This window comes from Streptomyces solincola (assembly GCF_002982015.1).
GTDB lineage: Bacteria > Actinomycetota > Actinomycetes > Streptomycetales > Streptomycetaceae > Streptomyces > Streptomyces solincola.
Genome location: NZ_PVLV01000096.1, coordinates 1 through 22,879, shown reverse-complemented (window position 1 = coordinate 22,879; position 22,879 = coordinate 1). Strand labels below are relative to the sequence as shown.

The 22,879-nt window shown below is 74.0% G+C and carries 20 protein-coding genes and 1 pseudogene; 10 read left to right on the top strand and 11 right to left on the bottom strand.

Annotated features, from left to right (window positions below):
- Nucleotides 1–1,036: DUF6777 domain-containing protein (locus C6N75_RS07405; protein ID WP_146132505.1), on the bottom strand; the 1,036-nt coding region annotated here is incomplete at its 3' end.
- A gap of 247 nt (nt 1,037–1,283) precedes the next feature.
- Here C6N75_RS07405 and C6N75_RS07400 point away from each other — a divergent pair.
- From C6N75_RS07400 to C6N75_RS30505, 4 genes are all read left to right on the top strand, one after another.
- The gene (locus tag C6N75_RS07400; RefSeq protein ID WP_105868045.1) at nt 1,284–2,183 is read left to right on the top strand and encodes a YndJ family protein; all 900 of its coding nucleotides are present in this window, start codon (nt 1,284–1,286) and stop codon (nt 2,181–2,183) included.
- Nucleotides 2,180–2,734: a DUF1990 family protein gene (locus C6N75_RS07395; RefSeq protein ID WP_105868041.1), complete on the top strand. Its 555-nt coding sequence runs from the start codon at nt 2,180–2,182 to the stop codon at nt 2,732–2,734. Before C6N75_RS07400 ends, C6N75_RS07395 begins: the two co-directional genes overlap by 4 nt.
- Before the next feature lie 54 nt (nt 2,735–2,788).
- Nucleotides 2,789–4,201, top strand: coding sequence for a lipase maturation factor family protein (locus C6N75_RS07390; protein ID WP_105868040.1), 1,413 nt, complete (start codon nt 2,789–2,791; stop codon nt 4,199–4,201).
- 361 nt (nt 4,202–4,562) lie between these two features.
- Nucleotides 4,563–4,727 (top strand): hypothetical protein, encoded by a 165-nt coding sequence (locus C6N75_RS30505; RefSeq protein ID WP_219852854.1) that lies wholly within the window; start codon nt 4,563–4,565, stop codon nt 4,725–4,727.
- A gap of 350 nt (nt 4,728–5,077) precedes the next feature.
- On the opposite strand, the gene C6N75_RS07385 is transcribed toward C6N75_RS30505, so the two are convergent.
- Nucleotides 5,078–6,559 (bottom strand): SDR family NAD(P)-dependent oxidoreductase, encoded by a 1,482-nt coding sequence (locus C6N75_RS07385; RefSeq protein ID WP_105868039.1) that lies wholly within the window; start codon nt 6,557–6,559, stop codon nt 5,078–5,080.
- Nucleotides 6,560–6,974: 415 nt separating this feature from the next.
- Between C6N75_RS07385 and C6N75_RS07380 the strand changes: the two genes are divergently transcribed.
- Entirely contained in the window at nt 6,975–8,792 is a 1,818-nt protein-coding gene (locus tag C6N75_RS07380; protein WP_105868038.1) for an amidohydrolase, read from the top strand.
- Nucleotides 8,793–8,866: 74 nt separating this feature from the next.
- Here C6N75_RS07380 and C6N75_RS07375 read toward each other — a convergent pair whose 3' ends face one another.
- Nucleotides 8,867–10,150 (bottom strand): transglycosylase family protein, encoded by a 1,284-nt coding sequence (locus tag C6N75_RS07375; protein WP_105868037.1) that lies wholly within the window; start codon nt 10,148–10,150, stop codon nt 8,867–8,869.
- A 333-nt stretch (nt 10,151–10,483) separates the two neighbouring features.
- Between C6N75_RS07375 and gndA the strand changes: the two genes are divergently transcribed.
- Nucleotides 10,484–11,926 carry an NADP-dependent phosphogluconate dehydrogenase gene (gene gndA, locus C6N75_RS07370; protein ID WP_105868036.1) on the top strand — a complete coding sequence of 481 codons (1,443 nt, stop codon included), beginning with the start codon at nt 10,484–10,486 and terminating at the stop codon, nt 11,924–11,926.
- A gap of 509 nt (nt 11,927–12,435) precedes the next feature.
- Here the strand turns inward: gndA and panD are convergent.
- Nucleotides 12,436–12,864, bottom strand: coding sequence for an aspartate 1-decarboxylase (panD, locus tag C6N75_RS07360; protein ID WP_105868034.1), 429 nt, complete (start codon nt 12,862–12,864; stop codon nt 12,436–12,438).
- A 765-nt stretch (nt 12,865–13,629) separates the two neighbouring features.
- Between panD and C6N75_RS07350 the strand changes: the two genes are divergently transcribed.
- Together C6N75_RS07350 and C6N75_RS07340 are read left to right on the top strand one after the other, a co-directional pair.
- The gene (locus tag C6N75_RS07350) at nt 13,630–14,733 is read left to right on the top strand and encodes a hypothetical protein (RefSeq protein ID WP_258177277.1); all 1,104 of its coding nucleotides are present in this window, start codon (nt 13,630–13,632) and stop codon (nt 14,731–14,733) included.
- A gap of 879 nt (nt 14,734–15,612) precedes the next feature.
- The gene (locus C6N75_RS07340) at nt 15,613–15,783 is read left to right on the top strand and encodes a hypothetical protein (protein ID WP_181160381.1); all 171 of its coding nucleotides are present in this window, start codon (nt 15,613–15,615) and stop codon (nt 15,781–15,783) included.
- A 9-nt stretch (nt 15,784–15,792) separates the two neighbouring features.
- On the opposite strand, the gene C6N75_RS07335 is transcribed toward C6N75_RS07340, so the two are convergent.
- The 6 genes and pseudogenes from C6N75_RS07335 to C6N75_RS31395 form a co-directional block, all read right to left on the bottom strand.
- On the bottom strand, nt 15,793–16,206 hold the full coding sequence (locus C6N75_RS07335; RefSeq protein ID WP_105868033.1) for a hypothetical protein: 414 nt from the start codon (nt 16,204–16,206) through the stop codon (nt 15,793–15,795).
- 19 nt (nt 16,207–16,225) lie between these two features.
- Nucleotides 16,226–16,747: a protease inhibitor I42 family protein gene (locus tag C6N75_RS07330; RefSeq protein WP_258177276.1), complete on the bottom strand. Its 522-nt coding sequence runs from the start codon at nt 16,745–16,747 to the stop codon at nt 16,226–16,228.
- Nucleotides 16,728–18,308, bottom strand: a complete 1,581-nt coding sequence (locus C6N75_RS07325; protein WP_105868031.1) for a peptidoglycan-binding protein — start codon at nt 18,306–18,308, stop codon at nt 16,728–16,730. The genes C6N75_RS07330 and C6N75_RS07325 overlap by 20 nt, the downstream gene beginning before the upstream one ends.
- 10 nt (nt 18,309–18,318) lie before the next feature.
- Nucleotides 18,319–18,693, bottom strand: a complete 375-nt coding sequence (locus tag C6N75_RS07320) for a hypothetical protein (RefSeq protein WP_258177275.1) — start codon at nt 18,691–18,693, stop codon at nt 18,319–18,321.
- 65 nt (nt 18,694–18,758) lie between these two features.
- Nucleotides 18,759–19,182, bottom strand: a pseudogene (locus C6N75_RS07315) (helix-turn-helix transcriptional regulator); the annotation flags it as partial.
- Nucleotides 19,119–19,280, bottom strand: a complete 162-nt coding sequence (locus tag C6N75_RS31395) for a cupin domain-containing protein (protein WP_258177274.1) — start codon at nt 19,278–19,280, stop codon at nt 19,119–19,121. The pseudogene C6N75_RS07315 and the gene C6N75_RS31395, both read right to left, overlap by 64 nt.
- A gap of 151 nt (nt 19,281–19,431) precedes the next feature.
- Between C6N75_RS31395 and C6N75_RS07310 the strand changes: the two genes are divergently transcribed.
- Nucleotides 19,432–20,331, top strand: a complete 900-nt coding sequence (locus tag C6N75_RS07310; RefSeq protein ID WP_105868043.1) for an NAD(P)H-binding protein — start codon at nt 19,432–19,434, stop codon at nt 20,329–20,331.
- A 608-nt stretch (nt 20,332–20,939) separates the two neighbouring features.
- The gene (locus C6N75_RS07305) at nt 20,940–21,428 is read left to right on the top strand and encodes a hemerythrin domain-containing protein (protein ID WP_105868030.1); all 489 of its coding nucleotides are present in this window, start codon (nt 20,940–20,942) and stop codon (nt 21,426–21,428) included.
- 20 nt (nt 21,429–21,448) lie between these two features.
- Here C6N75_RS07305 and C6N75_RS30500 read toward each other — a convergent pair.
- The coding region (locus tag C6N75_RS30500; RefSeq protein ID WP_105868029.1) for a hypothetical protein at nt 21,449–22,879 on the bottom strand (1,431 nt) is incomplete at its 5' end.

The following is a 22,879-nucleotide window of genomic DNA, read 5'->3' as shown; positions in this document are numbered from 1 at the left end:
GGACGGGCAGGCCCTCGCCGGGGTCGGTCGGGCAGTCGGCCGGCTCGGGGGTGTCCGGGGCGGCGTTCTCGGGCTGCCGCTCGCCCTGCTCCCCGGCGTCGGAGCCGTCCGTCGGGGCGGCGGGCTCGTTGCCGGTCGGCGGCGCGGGCGGTCCGCTCGGCTCGGCCGGCGCGGACTCGCGGGGCGCGGGGGTCGGGGCTGTCCCGGCCTCGGTGAGGTCCCGCTCCCCCGGCTTGTACGGCGGCGGGTCCGCGGGCTGGACGTCCTGGGAGCCGCTGGTGCCGATCGGGCGCTCCACCCAGGTGCCGCTGAGCACGTTGACGATGACCAGGGCGCCCAGCGGCCGCGCGGTCGGGGTGACCAGCAGGGTGCGGCCGGGATGGAAGGCGGGCCACGCCTCACCCTCGTGCTCGGCCGCGCCCCGCGCGTCGACGGCGGTGCGCAGCGGGTTGCCGCCGGCGCAGCGCACCCGGGGGGAGCCGTAGCGGTCGACCAGGACCGCGGTGCCGGTCTGGAGCACGGCCTGGTACGGGTCGGCCGCGCCGTCCCGGTAGCCGTGGCCGGTGACACGCACGTCGGCGCGCAGCAGCACGGGGGTGAGGCCGCGCACCCAGACCGACAGGCCGGCCGGGGTGACCCCGGCGGCCTGGGCGAAGGCTCGGGCCTTGGTGTCGTCCTCGGTGAGCAGCGCGGCCTGGCGCTCAGTGTCGCAGCTCGGCACCGACCGGGTGCCGCCGTACAGGCCGGGGGTGGAGCCGGGCACACTGCGGGCGGACTGCGCCTTGGCGCCGGCCCCGTCGGCCGCGGCCGGGCTGGGCAGGCCGGGCGAGGGGCGGGCGGTGGAGGCGGTGAACGGGTCGGGGCCGGGCTCGCCGGCCGGCATCAGGCGCACCTTCTGGGCGCCGGCGGAGATGTGGGGGCCGGCGCCCGCGTCGCCGCCACCGTCGCCGCAGCCCGTGACGATCAGGGCCACGGCCAGGGTGTACGCGGCGGGCACGCAGGGTGCGACGCGACGACGGCGGGGGGATGTGGGCACGCGGGGCCTCCCGTCTGCGGTGCCCCGGGCCGGCCGGCGTCCGGGGAGGTGCACCTTTCGCACCTGTCTGCCTCACGACGCCGGGGTGCGCCAGCCGGACGGGCCGAGCGGGCTAACGACCCGCCCCCGGCGGCCGAGCCGGCCACCGCCACCACTCCCCACTTGAACGCGTTCAAGTCTCGCCCTACAGTAGGCCGCAGAGGTATTTGAACACGTTCAACAGCGTGACGGGAGAATGGGCGGGCCGATGTGGCCACTGGTGGACCTGATCGTCGCCCTGGGCATGCTGGTGGTGGTGCCGCTGGGGCTGGGCCTGCTCGACGAAGCGGAGTTCCGGACGACGCGTCGGCTGTGGCCGTGCTTCGCGGCGCCGGGCGCGGTCTGCCTCTGGCTGCCGCGATCGACCCTGGCCACGACGCTGGCCGGGTTGTACGCGGTGGGGGCCGCGCTCCTGGTCGGACACGCGGCGGCCCGGCTGCGGCGGTCGGGCCGGGCCGCGCTCGCCCCGGCCGGCGTCGCGGCGCTGACGGCGCTGGTGAGCCCGGCGGTCGCCGCCTCGGCGCTGGTCGCCGAACGGGCCGGGCATCGGCTGTTCGGCTTCAGCCCCGAGATCCTGGCGCTGACCGTGCCGCACTTCCACTTCGCCGGCTTCGCCGCGGCACTGGTGGCCGGACTGTTGTGCCGCACCGCGGACCGTCCGGCCGCGCGGTTCGCCGCGTACAGCGTGCCGTCGGGCACGCTGCTGGTGCTGGCCGGCTACTTCGTGGACGACTGGGCGGAGCTGCTCGGGGCACTCGTGCTGACCGCCGGCATGACCGCCGTCGCGGCTCTGACCTGGCGGGACGTGCGGGTCGCCGGTCGCGACCGGGTCACCCGGGCGCTGCTGGGCGTGGCGGCCGTCGTCCTCCCGGCGACCATGGCCCTGGCCCTGAGCTGGGCGCTGGGGCAGGCGACCGGGCTGCCGCACCCCTCACTCGCCTGGATGGCGGCCACCCACGGCCTGGGCAACGCGGCGGGCTTCGCGCTCTGCTCGCTGCTCGCCTGGCGGCGCCTGCACGCCCCGGCCCGCGCCCGGACCGGACCCGCGCCCCAGCCCGTACGGCCTGAGACGACACGATCCGCCACGACCCCAGGGACGACCCGATGACCCGACTGATCCGTGCGCTGGGCGACGCCGGCGCCGACCGCCGCGGCGGCGCCGCCCTCAGCTACCCGGAGGTGGGAGCCACCCTCCACCGGCCGCTGCCCGCCGGCTACCACCACCTGCACCGCACCACCCGGGTCGGGCAGGGCCGGGCCGTCTTCGAGCGGGCCGGGGCGGCGGTGACGTCCTGGCGGCTGCACCGGCGCTCCGGCATGCGGGTGGAGGCGGACGCCCCGCACGCCGAACCGGGCGGCGAGGTGTCGGTGGGCCGGTGGGCGGGGCGGTTCGGCGTCGAGGCGCCCTGCACGGTGGTGTGGACCGTCGCGGACGCCTCCCGCACCGGCTTCGCCTACGGCACCCGTCCGGGACACCCGGAGCGGGGCGAGGAGTCCTTCGTCGCGGAGCTGCGCGCGGACGGCTCGGTGTGGTTCACGGTCACCGCCTTCAGCCGCCCGGCGTGCTGGTACACCAGGCTCGCCGGCCCGCTGGTGCCGGTCGCCCAGGGCGTCTACGCCCGGCATCTGGGCCGTACGCTGCGCCGCCTCGCCACCTGAGGGATATCCGTCCCGGGGCGGCGTCGGGCGGTCCGGGACGGTTACCCGGGGACGATGGAGTGGTTCTGGTTCGCCTCGTCCGACTACTGGCTGAGCCGGCTGGTCTTCCAGCGGGCGCTGGCCGCCGTGTACCTGGTCGCCTTCCTCACCGCCGCGCTCCAGTTCCGGGCGCTGATCGGGGAGCGCGGGATGCTGCCGGTACCGCGGTACACCGCGCGGGTGCCGTTCCGGGCCGCGCCCAGCCTGTTCCACCGGCACTACTCGGACCGGTTCTTCGCGGGCTGCGCCTGGGGCGGGGCGGCGCTCGCCCTGGCGCTGGTCGCCGGGGCGGGGGACGCCGTACCGCTGGCGGTGTCGATGCTGATGTGGGCGGCGCTCTGGGCGCTGTACCTGTCGATCGTCAACGTCGGGCAGACCTGGTACGGCTTCGGCTGGGAGTCGCTGCTCCTGGAGACCGGTTTCCTGGCCGTCTTCCTCGGCAACGAGGAGACCGCGCCGCCGGTGCTGGTGCTGTTCCTGCTGCGCTGGCTGCTGTTCCGGGTGGAGTTCGGCGCGGGGCTGATCAAGCTGCGCGGGGACTCCTGCTGGCGGGACCTGACCTGCCTGGACTACCACCACGAGACCCAGCCGATGCCCGGCCCGCTGAGCTGGTACTTCCACCGGCTGCCCCGGCCGCTGCACCGGGTGGAGACGGCCGCCAACCACGTCGCCCAGTTGGCGGTGCCGGTGCTGCTGTTCACCCCGCAGCCGGTGGCGACCGTCGCCGCCGGGCTGATCGTGGTCACCCAGCTCTGGCTGGTGGCCTCGGGGAACTTCGCCTGGCTCAACTGGCTGACCATCGTGCTGGCACTGGCGGCGGTGGACGGCTCGCTGGTCGCCGCCCCGCCCGCGCTGCCCGCTCCCCCGCTGTGGTTCGGCGTCCTGGTCGTCGCGGTGACCGCGCTGGTGCTGGTCCTGAGCGTGCGGCCGGCCCGCAACCTGCTCTCCCGCCGGCAGGCGATGAACCGCTCCTTCGACCCGCTGCACCTGGTCAACACCTACGGCGCCTTCGGCACGGTCGGCCGGGTCCGGCAGGAGATCGTCGTCGAGGGCACCGACGAGACGACCGCCGGTCCGGACACGGTCTGGCGGGAGTACGGCTTCCGGGGCAAGCCGGGGGACGTGCGGCGGCTGCCGCGCCAGTTCGCCCCGTACCACCTGCGGCTGGACTGGATGATGTGGTTCGCCGCGCTCTCTCCCGCCTACGCGCGCTCCTGGTTCCAGCCCTTCGTGGAACGGCTCCTGGAGGGCGACCGGGACACCCTGAGGCTGCTGGCGCACAATCCCTTCCCCGACGCCCCGCCGGCCCTGGTGAGGGCCCGGCTGTACCGGTACCGCTTCACCACCCGGGAGGAACGCCGGGAGACCGGCGCCTGGTGGCACCGCACCCCGGTCCGCGACTTCCTGCCGCCGACCCGGCTGGTGTGACGTGCGAACCGGACCCGCCGGGCGGGTGCGCGCCAACCGGTAAGCGCTTCCTGCGCACCCCCGGGACACCGCCCGCCCCACCCGTCGGCGTCCCCGCAGGCCGTCCGGCGCGGCCGGCGGTCGCCCGCACCTGTCCGGGGTGTCCGGATTCCCACGCTGTGACGCGTTCCATCGAGCGGAACCGCGCTCATTTGGTTAACCTGAGTCGGACAGTCGGCCGACAGGGGACCACGAAACCCCCTCGGGCCGGCTACGGGACAAGCCTGCCACCAAGGCTGCGGTCCCGCCCGGAGACCGGCGCCACCGCGACCGCACGGCAGTACACGTCCTCATAGGTTTCGCGACACGACAGGAGTGCGCGGTGACACCAGAAACGACCATGCAGGAGCCTGCGGAACCCTTCGAACGGGCCGCCCGTTCCGACACCCTCGGCAGCCTGGAGGTGTGGGCGCGCTCCGCCCCCATCCGCCTCGCCGGCTACGAGGACGACCTCGCCGAGCCGCACATCCTCCCCGGCATCGACTGAGACCCCCGGGCCGCGCGGCAGCGGCCCGGCGCCGACGGGGGCCGAGCCCCGGACCGTGCGCCACAGCGATCCCGGCCCCCGCGCCGCGTACGCCGTGCCCTCCGCCCGACCAGGCCCTCCCGCCCGGTCCGGACGGAGGGCACGCGGCTTTTCCGGGGGCCGGGGGCTGGACCGGCCCGGCACCCGGGCAGACGGCGGACGGGCGGCGGCCCACCGGGTCCGCCCCACCGGGTCCGACCCACGGGCTCCGGCCAACCGGGTCCGCCCCACCGGATTCGATTCACTGGCTCCGGGCCCGCCGGCTAGGCCCACCGACTCCGGCTCGCCGGCTCCGGCTCACCGGCTCCGGCTCACCACTGGCCGGGCGCGTAGTCCTTGAGGAAGCAGCCGTACAGGTCCTCGCCGGCCTCGCCGCGCACGATCGGGTCGTACACCCGGGCGGCGCCGTCCACCAGGTCGAGCGGGGCGTGGAAGCCGGCCGCGGCGAGCCGCACCTTGTCCGGGTGCGGGCGCTCGTCGGTGATCCAGCCGGTGTCCACGGCCGTCATCAGGATGCGGTCGGCGTCGAACATCTCCTGCGCGCTGGTGCGGGTCAGCATGTTCAGCGCGGCCTTGGCCATGTTGGTGTGCGGGTGTCCGGCGCCCTTGTAGCCGCGGGCGAAGACGCCCTCCATGGCGGAGACGTTGACCACGTAGGTGCGGCGGGCCGGGGAGGCGGCCATCGCCGCGCGCAACCTGCTGATCAGGATGAACGGGGCGGTGGAGTTGCAGAGCTGCACCTCCAGCAGCTCGACCGGGTCCACCTCGGAGACGGTCTGCACCCAGCTGTTGGTGTCGTGCAGGTCGGGGACGAGCCCGCCGGCGTCGATGGCGGTTCCGGCGGCTATCCGTTGCAGCGACGCCGAGCCGCTGACCAGCGCCAGGTCGGTGACGTCCTGGGCGGTGAGCGCGTCGCCGGTGCGCGGTCCGGGCAGCGCGGCCACCGAGTCGACCGTGCCGCTGCCGAAGGTGCCGATGACCTCGGCGGGCGGCAGGACGCCGGCCGGCAGCGGCGCGGACTCGGCGGAGAGCAGCTCGCGGTAGGCGCCGGGCGAGCGGCGCACGGTCTGGGCGGCGTTGTTGATCAGGATGTCCAGCGGACCGGCGGCGGCGACCGAGTCGGCGAGCGCGACCACCTGGGCCGGGTCGCGCAGGTCGATGCCGACGATCTTCAGCCGGTCGATCCACTCGTCGCTGTCCGGCATGGCCTTGAAGCGCCGGATGGCGTCGTTGGGGAAGCGGGTGGTGATGGTGGTGTGCGCGCCGTCCCGGAGCAGCCGCAGCGCGATGTACATGCCGATCTTGGCGCGGCCGCCGGTGAGCAGGGCGCGCCGTCCGGTCAGGTCGGTGCGGGCGTCGCGCCGGGCGCGGTTCTCGGCGGCGCACTTCTGGCAGAGCTGGTGGTAGAAGGCGTCGACCTCGACGTACCGCTGCTTGCAGATGTAGCAGGAGCGGGGGCGCTGGAGGATGCCGGCGATCTCGCCGACGGTGGAGGAGGACGGCAGCAGGCCCTGGGTCTCGTCGTCGATGCGGTCGGCGGAGCCGGTGGCGGTGGCCTCGGTGACGGCCCGGTCGTTGGCGGTCTTGGCGGCCCGGCGCTCCTGGCGACGGCGCTGCTTGACGGTGCGGTAGATGCCGGAGGTGGCGCGGCGGACCGCGATGGCGTCGGGGTGGTCGACCTCGATGCGGTCCAGCTCGGCGAGGACGCTCAGGCAGACGGCCAGCCGCTCGGGGTCGATGCCCGGCCCGTACGCCTCCGGCTCCTGCGCCTGGGTCTCCTGGATCACCGTCATGGTGGTGCCGTTCCTCGCTCGCTCGTTTTCCCGCGACACGCGCGCGCGGGTGCTTGTCAAGAGCCGAACTCTACGGCAGCGGGCGGCGCGAGGGCCAAGCGGAGGCCCGTGCTCTCGGTCACGGGACGGTCCCGCGGGCTGCCTTCGGCCCGGCGGGAAATTTCGGAAAGGGGCGAATCGGGCAGCCCTGCGGTTTCCCTCGCGCGTGTCCGCGCTTATTGGTCGCTCGCTCAACATATACCCCACCCCCCGCAGCCTGCAATTCACAGGCCACCACCCCCTTTCGCCTTCGAACTGACAGCCGGAACCCGGTGCGTCGGCCGCCGACGTACGGAAACCGCACGCTCTACGGTCCCCGGTGTGACCCAGAACGCACCGTGCGCGGACGCACGGGGCACGGACAAAGGGAGAGCCGATGAGCAGTACCCCACGCCGCCGGACGGTGCTGGCGACCGGAGTGGTCGCGGCCACCGTGGTCGCGCTCGACGGGTGCACCTCGGACGACTCGCGGGAGGACCGGAAGGACCGGCCCCAGCAGGGCGCCGACCTGGTCCTCACCGGCGGCCGGGTGCACACCCTCGACGACAAGGACAGCGTGCACCAGGCGCTCGCCGTCTCCGGCGGCCGGATCGCCTACGTCGGCACCGACCACGGGGTCCGCCGCCACATCGGGAAGCGGACCGAGGTCGTCGAGCTGCGCGGCCGCATGGTCATGCCCGGACTGCACGACGGCCACCTGCACCCCATGTCCGGTGGTCAGGGCCTGCTCGGCTGCGACCTGGAGTACGCACCGCTCACCGTCAAGCAGTTCCAGGACCGCATCCGCGCCTACCTCAAGGAGACGGCGGACGACGAGAAGGCCTCGCCCGACACCTGGGTGCAGGTCGAGCACTGGTACGCCCAGGCCATGCGCCCGGCCGGGACCAAGGTCACCAAGGCCGTGCTCGACGCGCTGGACACCCGGCGGCCGATCATCGTCAAGTCCACCGACGGGCACACCGTGCTGGTCAACAGCCGCGCCCTGGAGATCGCGGGCATCACCGCGAAGACGAAGGACCCCTCCAACGGCGCCATAGCCCGGGACGCGAAGGGCGAACCCACCGGCGTCCTGGAGGACGGCGCGAGCGATCTGGTGGAGGGGAGGATCCCCAAGCCCACCGCCGAGGACAACCTTCGCATCGCCCGCACCGCCCTGGCCGCGCTCGCCGAGCAGGGGGTGACCACCTTCATGGACGCCATGGCGTCCGAGGAGGCCATCCGCGCCTTCGCCACCCTCGCCGAGCGGGGCGAGCTGACCGCGCGCGGCCACTTCGCGCCGCTGGTCAACGTGGGCGACAAGGACCCGATCGGCGCGGTGACCGCGCTGCGCGAGCGCTACGACGGGGGCGATGCCAAGCCCGCGCCCACCATCGCCGTACGCAACACCAAGCTCTTCCTCGACGGCGTCCTGCAATACCCGGCGCAGACCGCCGGGCTGCTCCAGCCCTATCTGGAGTGCGACCACGGCGCGTGCCGGCCCGGGGAGAAGACCGGGGCGCAGTACTGGAAGCAGGACCAGCTCGACGACATCGTGGGCAAGCTGACCAAGGCCGGCTTCGACCCGCACATCCACGCCATCGGCGACCGGTCGGTCCGCCTCGCGCTCAACGCCTTCGCGAAGGTACGGGAAGGGGGCGACCGGACGAGCCGGCTGACCGTCGCCCACGCCGAGCTGGTCGACCCGGCCGACATCAAGCGGTTCGGCCGGCTGGACGTGGTCGCCGCGATGGGATTCCACTGGGCCAAGCCCGCCCCGGACTCCGTCGAGTCGGTCAGGCCCTACCTCGGCAGCAGCCGCTGGTCCCGCTACGAGCCGGAGGGCGACATCTTCGCGAGCGGCGGCCGCATCTCGCTGGGCAGCGACTGGCCGGTCGACCCGCTCGACGAGTGGACCGCGATCAAGACGGCGATCACCCGCACCGCGGAGCCCGGCAGCCCGTACGCCAAGGAGGGGCCGATGACGCCGCACCAGCGCCTGAGCAGGGCCGCGGCCCTGCGCGCGGTCACCGTCAACGGCGCCTACCAGTTGCGGCAGGAGAAGCTGACCGGCTCGCTCCGGGCGGGCATGTTCGCCGACCTGATCGTGCTGGACCGCGAGGTGACCGAGGTCCCCGAGGAGGAGATCGCCGGCGCCAAGGTGCTGCTGACCATGGTCGGCGGCCGGATCGTGCACGGCGGCACCGACCTGAAGTAGGCCGGTGCCGGGGTGGCTCCCGGCGGCGGAGGCCCGCCGCCGGGACCGTGGAACCGTACGGGGAGGCCGGCGCCTCAGACGCGGACGCCGACCGACCGCAGGTAGGCGAGCGGGTCGATGTCTGAGCCGTAGCCGGGTCCGGTGCGCACCTCGAAGTGCAGGTGCGGTCCGGTGCTGTTGCCGGTGGAGCCGGAGCGGGCGATCCGCTGTCCGCCGCCGACCTGCTGGCCCGCCCGGACGCTGAGCGCGGAGAGGTGGGCGTACTGGCTGTAGCGGCCGTCCTGGTGCCGGATGACGACCTGGTACCCGTACGAACCGGCCCAGCCGGCCGAGACGACCCGGCCGGGGGCCACCGCCTTGACGGTGGTGCCGGTGGGCACGGGGAAGTCGACACCGGTGTGGTAGCCGCTGGCCCAGGAGGAGCCGGCCCTGCGGTAGGCGGTGCTGGGGCCGGCCGCGACCGGGGCGCTGAACCCGGCGCCCTGCCGGTCGGCGACGGCCGGGCGCGGCTTGGCGGGCTGCTGCTTGGGCCTGGCCTTGGCGGGCTCCGGCTTCGGCTTCGCCTGCTGCGGCTGGGGCTTGGCCGCCTGCTGCTGCGGCCTGGGCTTGGGCTTGGCGGTCTGCTGCCGGGGGCCGTCCGTCTCCGGACGGGGCTTGGCGTCGGCGGGCGCGCCGCGCAGGGTGAGCCGCTGACCGGGGAAGATCATGTCGGGATCGGCGCCGATGACGGTGCGGTTGGCGTCGTAGAGCCGCTGCCAGCCGCCGCCGACCCGTTCGGTGCGGGCGATGCCGGAGAGCGAGTCGCCGCGTGCCACGGTGTAGCTCTCCCGCTGCTTGGGCACGGTGGTGGGGGTCGCCTCGGAGGCCGCGGGTCTGCGCTTGCGCTCGGCCCTCGCGGGGGTCTGCGTGCTCTCGGTGGCCTTGGCTTCGCGCACCTTCGCGCCGCTGCCGCCGGCCGGGCTGATGTCGGGGGCGTCGCCGCCCCGGGTGAGCCCGGCGCGGACCGAGCAGGCGGGCCAGGCGCCCGGACCCTGCCGCTTGAGGACCTTCTCCGCGACGGCTATCTGCTGGTCCCTGGTCGCGAGGTCGGCGCGCGGCGCGTACCGCGTCCCGCCGAACGCCTGCCAGGTGGACTGGCTGAACTGAAGTCCGCCGTAGTAGCCGTTGCCGGTGTTGATGTCCCAGTCGTTGGTGGACTCGCAGGCCGCGACCTTGTTCCAGGTGTCCACCGAGGCGGCGTCGGCCGTGCCCGCGGCGATCAGCGGCAGGGCCATGCCCGCTCCGCTCGCGGTGACGGTCAGCGAGGCGCGGTTGAGGCGGCTCGGCTGGTAGCGCCGGTGTCGTCCGCGTAAGGCCATGGGTGGTTCTCCCTTGTGCATGCACAGGTCAGCGGCGGCCCAAGCTAGAGGGTGGTGGGGCTCGTGACAAGAGGCGGTGCCGATGTCACGTTCCGCGGGCGCGGGCGGCAGGGCCGGCTCGCGCCGGGGGCCGGTGCGCGGGGCCCGCCGGGCGATGCGGTGAATGACCCGCTCAGACGGTGCGTACGGATACCGGAGGCGGGAAGGCAACCGCTGGTGACCGGGGCGTACGCCGGGCGCACGGCGCGCGGCCGATGCGCTCCGACCCGCCCGCCGGGATGACACACCGACCTGCCGACCCCCGTCGGCGCACCGGACGACAGGAGTACGCATATGAGCGGTACCGCCCAGATCGGCGTCACCGGGCTCGCGGTGATGGGCCGCAACCTGGCCCGGAACTTCGCCCGCAACGGCCTCACGGTGGCCTTGCACAACCGCACCCACGCCCGGACGGAGGCGCTGGTCGAGGAGTTCGGCGACGAGGGCTCGTTCGTCCCGGCCCGGACCGCGGAGGAGTTCGTGGCGGCGCTGGAGCGCCCGCGGCGCCTGGTGGTCATGGTGAAGGCGGGTGAGCCGACCGACGCGGTGATCGAGGAGTTCGCCCCGCTGCTGGAGGACGGCGACGTCATCATCGACGGCGGCAACGCGCACTTCGAGGACACCCGCCGCCGGGAGCGGGAGCTGCGGGAGCGCGGCATCCACTTCGTCGGCGCCGGGATCTCGGGCGGCGAGGAGGGCGCGCTGAACGGGCCGAGCATCATGCCGGGCGGGTCGGCCGAGTCGTACGAGTCGCTGGGCCCGCTGCTGGAGCGGATCGCGGCGAAGGCCCCGGACGGCACGCCGTGCGTGAGCCATGTCGGCCCGGACGGCGCCGGCCACTTCGTCAAGATGGTGCACAACGGCATCGAGTACGCCGACATGCAGCTCATCGGGGAGGCCTACCACCTGCTGCGGGCGGTGGCCGGCTACTCCCCCGCCCGGATCGCCGAGACGTTCCGGAGCTGGAACGAGGGCCGGCTGGACTCGTATCTGATCGAGATCACCGCCCAGGTGCTGGCGCACACCGACGCCGCCACCGGCGAGCCGTTCGTGGACGTGGTGGCCGACCAGGCGGAGCAGAAGGGCACCGGCCGCTGGACGGTGCAGATCGCCCTCGATCTGGGGGTGCCGGTGTCCGGGATCGCCGAGGCGGTCTTCGCCCGCTCGCTCTCCGGCCACGGCGAGCTGCGCAACGCGTCCCGCTCCCTGCCCGGCCCGACGGCGCGGCCGCTGGACGAGAAGGAGGCGGCGGCGTTCGCCGACCGGGTCGAGCAGGCCCTGTACGCCTCCAAGATCGTCTCGTACACCCAGGGCTTCCACATGGTCCAGGCGGGCAGCGAGGCGTACGACTGGGACGTCGACCCCGGCGCGGTGGCCTCGCTGTGGCGGGCCGGCTGCATCATCCGGGCGGCGTTCCTGGACCGCATCCGCGCCGCGTACGACGCCCAGCCGGAGCTGCCCAGCCTGCTGGGCGACAAGGGTTTCGCGGACGAGATCGGGGCGGCGCAGGACGACTGGCGCGAGGTGGTGGCGACGGCGGCGAAGCAGGGCGTGCCGGCGCCCGGGTTCGCGGCGGCCCTCTCCTACTACGACGCGCTGCGGGCGGAGCGGCTGCCGGCCGCGCTGACCCAGGGCCAGCGGGACTACTTCGGCGCGCACACCTACCGGCGCACCGACCGCGACGGCGTCTTCCACACCCTCTGGGGCGGCGACCGCTCCGAGGTGGACGCGGGCTGAGGCGGGCCCCGCTGAGGCACGTCGACCGAGGCGCACGGAAACCGGGAGCCCCGGCCACCCTCCGGTGGCCGGGGCTCCCGGTTCCGCGTCCTGCCTACCTGCTTGCGTAGCTGCCTGTCCGCTCAGCTCGCCGGGCCGGGCGCCGGTTCGGGCCCGGGCACCGGCTCGGGGCCGGGCGGTTTGGGCACCGGGTCCGGCTCCGGGCCGGGCGGCGGGCCCGGGTGCGGCGGTGCGGGCACGGGACCGGGCGCGGGGCCCGGCTCGGGGCCGCCCGGTCCGGGGCTGGGCACCGGCGTCGGCGGCACCGGGTCCGGCGGGCCGGGCGTGGGCGCGGGCGGGACGGGGTCGGGGTACGGGTTCGTCATGTCGTCTCTCCCCTGCTGGTGCGTCCGTTCCGGTGCGGGCCGGGGCCCGCCGGCTCCACGCGGACGACCGGTGGCCGGCCATGCGGGGCCTCACCCGCCGCGTTCCCGCCCGCGCCGGGATCACGCGTGCCGGTCCCCTCCCCCTCAGACGCGGGGCGCGGCCACCGCGTACGGGTTGCGCTCGGTGTCGGTGCCGGGCGCCGGGGCCGCGGGGTCGGCCCCCAGCTCCACGATCCGGTTGGCCGCGTCCACATGCACCACCCGCGGCGCCAGCGACCGCGCCTCGGCGTCGTCCACCTGGGCATAGCTGATCAGGATGACCAGGTCCCCGGGGTGGACCAGGTGCGCCGCGGCGCCGTTGATCCCGATGACGCCGGACCCCCGCTCCCCCTCGATGACGTAGGTCTCCAGCCGCGCCCCGTTGTCGATGTCGACGATGTGCACCTGCTCCCCGGGAAGCAGGTCGGCCGCCTCCATGAGGTCGGCGTCCACGGTGACGGACCCGACGTAGTGCAGGTCGGCCTGGGTGACGGTGGCTCGGTGGATCTTGGACTTGAACATCGTTCGAAGCATTGAGGTACTCCTGGACATAGGCTCCCTGCCTGCGTTTTTGCAGGTCAAGGGCTGTTTCCACACCTTACAACGAGTCGCAAGTTCGGGCACCTGTCCCCAGGTTCTTCAGGACTCATGCTGACCACTTGCTGACTTTGCTGACGTCGAATCAGGAGAGCCAAAGGGCTGCATACGCATGCCCGGCTCCACCGCGACGACCTCGCAAGGCTACGCAGTGACCCGTAGAAGCCCTCGTGGCCACCATCACTCTCGTGGTACGGCGGTACACGGTCCGTGTGAGCGCGAGGACTCGCCACCGCCGGAAGCCGCAAACAGCGCGACCGTCTAGCAGCATTTCCGGCTGAGCAAAACCGGCTCTTCCCCTGACTATGGCCTAACCGGACCGGCGGCTCTGGTCAGTTCCGCAAGGCGGCCGGCAACGACCACCGGAACCCGTCAGAACGCAGAGCAATTCGGCACCGTGATCGCGCTCAGCCCAGCCTCTAAGGAGTCGTCTCACCATGGAACCGCAGCCGTTCGACACCACCCACCCTCGACGGCTCCCACGGGTCGAGCCCATCGTCACGGAAACTTCCGAGGTCGCCGTGATGCTGAGCACGTCGACCAGCTGGGTCTACAGGGAAGCTTCGAAGCTGGGCTTGAAGGGGTACAAGCCCGGCTGAGGAGGGAACTGACCTGGTCGGTGAGTTCCCTCCGGGCATCGGGGCGGCGGGCCCTGATCCGGGGCTGTTGGTGTCGGATGGTCCCAACGGGACAGTGGAGGTCATGGAGGCCTTCTGCGGTGTGGAGGGCACGTCCCAGCGGACCAAGGATCTGATGCAGTGGTACGCCGATACCCTCACGGGTCTGGGGGCGCACGCGGCCGAGATCGACGCCGCCGTGACCCGGGCGCTGAAGCGAAGCCACGGCGGCGACCCGCACAACGCGGGGCATGCAACGTACACGTCGCTCGACGAGGACCAACTCCCCCGCGCCACCAAGCTCGCCTCCCTCGGGGGCGATGCGAACACGGCGCAGCGGGCCGAGCCGCGGCGACTGTGGACATCGCTGAGCCCCCAGGCTCGTGCGGAGTTGTGGACCGGGCACGGGGACGGCCTTCTCGCGGCGGGACTGCTCGCTCCGACCATCAAGAAGGCCGCCCCCGACCGGGGCTCCGGGCCCCACGGTGTCGAAGATCCGGGAGCCGAGGAGCGCAGGACCCGGGAGAAGATGAACCTGATCGCCGAGGCCGCCGACGGGAAGGGCGACAACGACGCCGCGCGGCACATGGCGCACTACCTCGGGAACAGCGGGACGGACATGGAGCTGCCCGTCGACAAAGTGATGTCGGACGTGCCCAGCTTCAACGCGCACATCGAGGACAGCATCAGGGAACATCAGGTGGCTTGGCGCGACGACGCTCTCGCGGAGTTCCGGCGCAATGGCGGACAACCCGTCTCGATGCCGGTGGAGACCGGAAACCGGGACTTCTCCTTTACACCGAACGTCGACAACAACTGGTTCTACGCAGTCGGGTCCACCCGGTCGAACGTGACCGGGGTGGTCACCGTCATAGCGGATGAGAACGGGCATCCCAAGGTCGGTCTCGACTACCAGGCCAACGCCTGGGACCGCTACAACTGGGACGAGAGCAAAGGCGTGACCATCGATCTCCCGTGGGGCAGCGAAATGAGCATTCCGGACGGTCAGATGGCACGCCTCCACACCACGGGCATCGCCCAGGAGTTCGACATGGCGGGCAGCAGCTCCGTCAAACACTGCGATCGGGGCGGACCCGCCTCGAACCAGGGACCTCTGCCACAGCCGGACCAACCGGGCCGCGAGGGCGACCGGACGGATCCGGGTCGTGAGCAGCAGGAAGCGCGATAGAGGATCACGGATGGACACCTCCCCCCGGAACGCTGCCGACACCCGGCCCGTGCGCCGCCGTCGTGTGCCGGTCGCAGTCGTCGTCGTTGCGGTTTTCCTCGGTTGCGTCGCCACCGCGATCGGTGCGGTGTCCTGGGTCGCCGATGACGTGACGTCGGATCTGACGGACCAGGAAATGACGTGCTGCTGGGAAGAAGGGGCCACACCCGCCTGGTTGAGCGACCAGCTCGGTATCCGCATTCCGGAGGGAGCCTCGACCGGCGGTCGGGCTACAAGACCGGCCAGCGTTACGACACCGGCCTGCTCGCCTTCGTCCTGCCGAGCGAGGACGCGGAGCGGTACACAGACAGACTCATCCGGAGCGGCACCAAGATGATCGGGAACGTGCACCCCGAGGAGAAGGGCTACCGGCCCGCCGCCGCCTTTGGTCACCTCGGACTACCCGAACCCGAGACGCTCGTCCAGGGGCCTCCGGAAGGCCGACCTGTGCCCGGACGACCTGGCGTCCCCGGAGGGCAAATACCTCCAGCGCTGCGTCGACCTCTTCGCCCACGAGTTCACACCCGGCACCACGCGGATCTACGTCCGGTCGACCATCGAACCGTCCATCGAGCCTCCACCCGCGAGCAGCGCTCCGTAAGCCCGTTGTGCGGGCATCGCAGAAAGGTCGGCGGACCCCCTGCTCTGTACCGCTGTCACCGCCAGGAGCACGGGCGCGGTCAGGACGACGGCGTCTGAGCGCACTGCGGCCGAGTGGGAGCGGGTGCGGCTGGTGCCGGCGATCCCGGCGCACTCGGGGTGGCGCGGAGCGCTGCCCCGCCCCGCCGCCTGGCTCACCGGAAGCCAGCTCGTCATCGCCGCACGCCCGATATCCGCCACATGATCTCGACCGGCCGGCGGGACGGTATGCAGACCCTGGAGACCGGCATCAACGCCCTGGTCGCGGCGGGCGTCGTCGGGTACGAGGAGGCCGTGCTGCACACGGCGTACCCGGAGGACATCAAGCGGCCCGACGCCCCGGGCGGGCCCCGGACGCCCCCGCAGACGTGACGGTTCAGATCACCGGAGGCGGCCTCGGGCTCGGGCGAGCTGCTTCACCTCGATGAGGGTCGCGACGGCGCGCAGCCAGGCGGCCGCGGTGTCGTCGGCCACGGTGGTGCCGGGCTGTTCGGCGCCGGTGCGCAGCCACTGCCGTACCAGGGCGGCGGCCTCCGGGCGGGGCAGCGGTTCGGGCAGTTCGGCCGCGCGGGCGAGTCCGCCGGCGCGGACGGTGTCGGCGAGGAAGGCGATGGAGCGCGGCTCGGTGCGGAGGCGGTCCAGGACGACGGACGCGGCCGCGGCGCCGTCGCCGAACAGGGCGGTGCGCCGGGGGCCGGACTCGGCGGTGAGGCCGTCGCGCAGCAGGGCGGGGATGTCGAGCCGGGCCAGTGCGTCGTCGTCGCGGTCCGGCGTGGGCGGGGCGTCGTCATTCATGCGGGACCTCGGCTTCGGCTCAGTGGACGGTGACGGTGTACGTGATGCGCTCGGGGGCCCGGGGCGGGGTGGCCGTCGCCGTGCTCGGGGCGGCCGAGGGCCGGCTGGTGTCCGGGGGCAGAGTGGCGGTGTTGCCCTGGCAGGTGCTGAACGTGCAGTGCAGCAGCGTGAATCGGGTGGTGCCCTTGCCCTTGGCCTCGAAGGTGAAGGTGAGCCGGCCGGCCGCGCCGGGCATCGGCTGCTCGCCGTCGCCGGCGGCCGCGGCGGTCTGCCGGCCGCGGCTGACGAGCACCGCGCTGTCGGGCCGCGGGTCCACCAGGTACCAGAACTCGCGGGTGGAGGGGTTCTGGGGGACGGTGAGCGTGAAGCGCTCGCCCGGTTCCGCGGAGATGGCGGTGTCCTCGACCGGACGGCTGGTGGCGGGCGAGGGGCCGGCGGCCGGATCGCCGGAGCCCGGGCCGCAGCCGGTGGCGAGGGTGAGGAGCGCGAGCGCCGCGAGTGCGGCGACGCTCCCGCCGCCGCTACCGCGGAAGGTAGACACTGTACGCGTCGGGGAGTTCATTGCTGGATGCCTTGCCCATGCGGCCGTTGATGAAGTCGTCCTCGCTGACCCAGGTGGTCGTGCCCCAGGGGTTGTACACCTGGAGCATGTCACCCTCCTGGGCGATGATGGTCATCGCGTGGGCGCCGTCCTTGCCCGAGACGTCGACGGGCACCGGCCGGCCCTGCGCCACCGACTCCTGGACCGAGGTGAGGACCGCCCTGCGTTCGGCGTCGCTGTCCAGGTCGCGGCGGTCGTAGTCGGTGCCGGTGGCGCTGCCCACGGCGGAGTCGTTGATCCGCTCCTGTCCTTCCGGCCCCATGCCGGTCCAGTTCTCGCCGCCCTCGCCCTCGGTGTGCAGCCGGTGCTGTTCGGCCACCAGGCGCTGCCGGAAGGCGGCCGGGTCGTCCTGCTGCCCGTCGGGGCCGCCGGTGAGCTCCAGCGCGTACAGCGGGTCGACCATGGCGCGGGAGGTGACGGTGGACGAGGCCACGCAGGTGCCCTCGGAGCCGTCGCCGCCCTGGACCCACCGCTGGCCCAGGAACTCGACGGAGTCGGTGTTGACGTTCGCCCCGCCCGGCGTGACGCCCTCGTTCTTCCTGCTGTCGGAGGCGGTGACCACCGGAGTGAGGTGGCGGCGCATCCAGTCGGGGTCCTTGCCGTGGATCTTGATCTGGAACTCGCCGATCTCGGTGACGCTGTGGCCGGCGGCCAGGGCCTTCATCAGGTACGCCCGCTCCTGCGAGGTCTCCGACTTCGCCAGCATCCGTTCCATGGCCGTCTCGTCGCCGAGGCCCAGCAGGTCCATGCGCGCCGACGCGCGGGCCAGCTCGCCGGCCGAGAGGACCTCGTTCAGCTCGGCGTCGGCGCCGGCCACGCCGGTGTCGGCGAGCATCAGCTTGTCGACGGCGGTGAGTTCGCTGGTCTCCAGCTTGCCGGCGCGCGCCTCGGCGGCCCACTTGTTCAGGTCGCGGGCCGCGACGCGGGCGGCCTCCTGCGCCTCGGAGACGGCGTCGTGCATCAGGTCGACCGCGTAGGAGCCGAAGTGGGCGGCGTTCTTGCGGTCCCACTCCTCCTCGTCGTTCTCGTGCAGGTCGTCGAAGAAGCCGTCCTCGCTGCCGAGCGTCTTGCGCTGCTCCCGCAACTGCCCGCGACCCTGCTCGTCCTTGCGCTGCGCGGCGCCGATCGCGTCGGCCAGCGTCAGCAGCACCGACGCGCCCTGGAGGAACGCCTCGCAAATCTGGCTCACCGACCGCCCCGCGGCGTTCACCGCGTCGGAGGCGCGGACGCTGGTGTCGCCGACCCACACCTCCGACAGGCCCTTGCGGCCCACCCGGTCGACCCGGTCGAGGACGCCGGCGACCGGGTCGACCTGGCCGCGGTAGAGCTGCGCCAGACCCTCCAGCGTGCCCGGGTCGCCACCGGGGGCCGGCACCGAGAGCGCGTCGTCGATCAGCCCGAGGAGCTCGTTCTTGCTCCCGGCGCCGAGCATCTGCTTCGACAGCCCGGCGAGCCACGCGAGACGGAGGGACGGGGAGTCGAAGGGAGAGAGGAACGACACCGGCCCCGCCTCAGTAGCTCGACAGGACCGAGGCGCGGCCGCCCCGTGCCACCGTGTCGCCCCGGCCGCCCGCTTCGGGGACCCGGACGCCGTCCACGTCCCCCCGCACCTGGCCGTCGGTGCCGCGGTAGGTCTGCTTGGCCGCCTGCACCTTGCCCCCCAGCTCGTGGAGCGCCGACGCCAGGGTCCCGGCCTCCGCCGCCCACGCCTTGACGAAGGCGTTCACCGCCGACGCGGCGTCGTCGCCACCGGCGTCGTCGTACGCGTACGTGGTACGGGGCTTGACCGCGGCGCTGACGCCGTCCATGTCCGTCCCGGCGTCGTCGAGTTGCCGCGCCTGGCCGGTCATCCCCGCCTTGACCTGGTAGCCGTCCAAGCCCGCCACGCCCTCCCCCGTACACCTTCGTTCGCGATCGCGATCAGGCTAACACCCGCCGCGGACAGGAATGATCATGGGTTCACGGGGGCGGGTTCCCGCTCTGCCGGCGCTCCGCGCGCGGTCGCGGGCTCCAGGCGGGCTCGGGACTGGGTGCGGTGTTCGGTGGGGCGGATGCCGCAGGTGCGCTTGAAGGCGACGCTGAGGGCGTAGGCGTTTGGCGTAGCCGACCTGGCGGGAGACCGCGTCGACGGTGGCGTCGGTGCGGGCGAGGAGGTCGGCGGCGCGGCAGATGCGCCACTCGGTGAGGTAGGCCACCGGGGACTGGCCGACAAGCCGGCTGAAGCGGTGGGCGAAGCGGGCGCGGGAGACGCCGGACTCGGCGGCCAGCGAGGCGACCGTCCAGTCGCGGGCGGGGTCGCCGTGCATCAGCTTCAGGGCCCGGCCGACCACCGGGTCGCCGGGGCCACATCGCCCTGGCGCAGCCGCACCGGGCCGCCGCCCGCCGGCAGCAGCTCGGCGTCGCCGCCGACCATGGTGAGGAGGGGGAGGGGGGCGGTGTCGGTGAAGGGTAGCGACCAGGGCGGGTGGACCACCGCCTGGTCGAAGCGCGCCCCCTGGGGGCGGACGTCCTGAAGCAGGCCCGACAGCGCGTCCTCGCCGGTAGGGCGGGCGTAAGACGGGCAGACATCGAGACGAGCGGATCAGCCATCGCACGTGCGATTCGCCGGGTGTGTGATGGTGCCCATGAGTGCTTCTGATAGGTCGAACGGTGAGGCCGGCGCGCCGGGGACGGCACGCTCGGGCTCGGGCTCGGGCTCGGGCTCGGCGAGGATCCTGGTGCTGGGCGGGACGGGGAAGACCGGGCGCCGGGTGGCCGACGAGTTGCGCCGGCGCGGGTTCCGTCCGGTGGTCGCCTCCCGGAGGAGCCAGGTCCGGTTCGACTGGGGAGACCGGTCGAGCTGGGGCCCGGCCCTGGACGGGATCGACGCCGTGTACGTGGTGGACTCCGAGGGCCCGGACGCGGCGGCCGAGGTGGCCGGATTCGCCGCGCTGGCCGCCGAGTCGGGCGTACGGCGGATGGTGCTGCTGTCCGCCCGGGTGTGGGACGAGCTGCCCGGGGAGGACAACCTGGCCACCGAACGGGCGGTCCGGGAGTCCGGGCTGGAGTGGACGATCCTGCGCCCGACCTGGTTCGCCCAGAACTTCACCGAGTTCGAGCTGCTCAGTCCGCTGCTCGGGGAGGCGGGCGAGCTGCGGCTGCCGACCGGTGGGGGCCGCGAGCCGTTCCTCGACCTGGTGGACCTGGCGGAGGTGGCCGCCGTCGCCTTGACGGAGGACGGTCACGCGGGCCGCGTGTATGTGCTGTCCGGCGGACGGGCGCTCAGCTTCGGGGACGCGGTCGCCGAGATCGCACGCGCCGCCGGCCGGCCGCTGCGCTTCGTCCCCGTGGAGGAGAGCGCGTACCGCGCGGAGCTGGTGGCGGCCGGACACCCGGAGGAGATGGCAGACCTGGTCACCGCGTTGTTCCGGCACATCCGCGAGGAGCGCGGGGCCGAGGTGACGGCCGGCGTCCAGGAAGCGCTGGGCCGGCCGCCGCGCGACTTCTCCGACTACGTCCGCCGTACCGACTTCCGCAGGGGGTGAGCGGCCTCAGAGGGTGTCGGTGAGCCACCCGTCGACGGCCTCGGCGGTGGTGCGGGCATGCTCCTCCAGGGCGGTGAAGTGGTCGCCGGGGACGGTGAGCTTGGTGTGCGGGCGGGGCCAGGCGGGGGCCGGTTCGGCGTCGGGCAGCAGGTCCCGGGCCCGTACGAACAGGGTCGGGCAGGCCGGTTCGGCGGGCTGCCGGCCGGCGAACAGAGCGAAGCAGCCGGCCGGCGTCGGCCGAGGCGAACTCCGCCGCCCGGTGGAGCATGTCCGAGGTCATGGCGGTCCTCCCGGCGAGCCGGCGGGCGTGGTCCCGTAGCGACTCCGGAAGTGGACGGAGGACTTCCGCGTCCTGGCCGGTGTGCTGCCCCGCCCTGCCCTGCCGACCCGCTCGCGCCACCTGTTCGCACCCTTCTCGGTGGACTCCCGGTGGACTTGCGGTGGAGGACGGTGGCGCCGGGCGAAGGGTTGCCTCCCGAGGGGGCGCAGGGGTGTGACGGGGCGCATGGGAGGCGGGCGGCGGGGCACCTGGTGCGGCACGTACGGTCCGCGGGCCTTCCCGGGTCGGGCCGGGCGTTCGCACATCGGGCTAAGGAGGACGCAGGACGATGGCAGGCGACGACGTGGTCCGACTCATCTTGGAGGACCACCGCACCATGGAGGACCTGCTGCGGCGGATGCGCAGCGTGGACGAGGACCGGGCCGGCGCGCTGCGGGAGTTCGCCGGGCTGCTGGTGGCGCACGCCGAGGCCGAGGAGGCGGAGGTCTACCCGGCGCTCAAGCGCTACAAGAACGTGGACGACGAGGAGGTCGAGCACGGCTCCGAGGAGCACGACGACGGCAACGCGGCGCTGCTGGGGCTGCTGGAGACCGACCTGGCGGACGCCGAGGCGTGGGACGAGGCGTTGGAGGACCTGTCGGAGGCGGTCACCCACCATCTGGACGAGGAGGAGCGCAGCCTGCTGAACGACGCCCGGGAGAACGTCTCCGACGAGCGCCGCGAGGCGCTGGGCCGGGCGTTCCGGGAGCGGCGCGCCGAGCTGCTGAAGGCGGACTGCGGCAGCGTGGACAACGTCCGGCGGCTGGTGAAGGGCTGAGGCGGCCCGGTACGCGGGCGTCACACCGCGGCTCCCCAGGCGGCGGCGCACAGGGCGCGGTCCAGCTCCTCGGTGTAGACGGCGGCCGCCAGCCAGGACCGGGCGAAGTGCGCGGTGTCGGCGGGGAGCAGGCGTCCGAAGGTGTCGCGGTCGCGGTCCGCGGCGGCCGCGTGCAGTGTGCCGAGCAGGTCCGCCGCGGTGGCCAGGCCCTGACGGCGCAGGAGCCGGGCGTCGGCGGCGGCGTCCCGGTCCAGGGCGAGCATCCGGCGTCCGCCGGAGACCGCCTGGTGTACGCGGCGGCGCAGGAGGTGGACCGGGGCCTGGTCCACGGCGGGGTCGGACGCCGCCCCGCCGGGCGGGTGGTGCGGGGCCGGCGGAGGGAGGTCCGCCCGCTGGAGGCGGTCGAGGCCGAGGTCGAGGCGGGCGCCCGGCTCGGTCGGGTGGGTGACGGCCAGCAGTCCGGCGCGGGCGTGCGGCGCGGGGATGAGGCGGGCGATCGCCCGTAGCGGGGTGCCGGGGCAGGTGGCGAGGGAGCGGATGTTCTCCCGGTAGGCGAGGGCGGGGTGGTCGTCGGCGGCGGTGAGCCGCACCGCCACTCCCCCGCAGTCGGCGAGCAGGCAGTCGCCGGCGGCCTCGCGGACCGCGCCGGTGATGACGAGGTCGAGGAAGAGCAGTCCGTGCCGGTGGCCGGACAGGGCGCGCACCGCCTGGTCGGCGGCCGGTTCGGCCCACAGGCGGTCCAGCGGGTCCTCGTGCCATCCGGCGCCTCGGGCGCGCACGGCCCGGACGCCGGCGCCCGCGCCGAGCCGGCCGTCCTCGGAGACGGTGGCGCCGGACACCACCAGGCCCTCGCTGGCGAGGCGCCGGTGGGTGAGCGCGGTGTCACCGAGGCGTACCGCGCGGTCGGCGGCCCCGGTGGCGCGTGCGGGGCCGCCCGGGGCGACGTCGGAGACCGTGTGGAGCCGGCCTTCGGGGTCGGCCGTCCAGGCGACGGCACCGGCGTGGCCGCCGGCGGTGACGACGGGCTCGCAGAACAGCCCGTGGAGGCGGAGCGAGCCCTCGGGGGCGTAGGCGCGGCGGGCGGTGCCGCGCAGTGCGGTCAGCTCGGCGCCGGTGGCGGAGGGCAGACGGTGGACGGTGGCCAGCAGTTCGCGCAGCCGCCCGGCGAGGTCGGCCAGCCGGTAGGCCGGGTCCGCGGCCCGGGCGGCGCGCAGGCCGTTGACGGCGGCGACGGCGGTGGCGGCGGCGCGGTGCAGCCCGTCGAGGCGGGCGGCGTGGGCGGCCCGGAGCACTTCCGCCTGGGCGACGCCGCCGGCGCCGTCCGCGCCGGTCTCCAGGACGGCGGCCGCCGCCCGCAGCACCGCTTCGGCGGCGGCGCGCTGGCCGGGCGTGGCGCGTGGCTCGTCCGGGGCGACGTGGCGGGCGGAGGCGGGTTCGGCGTGGTCGGGGGT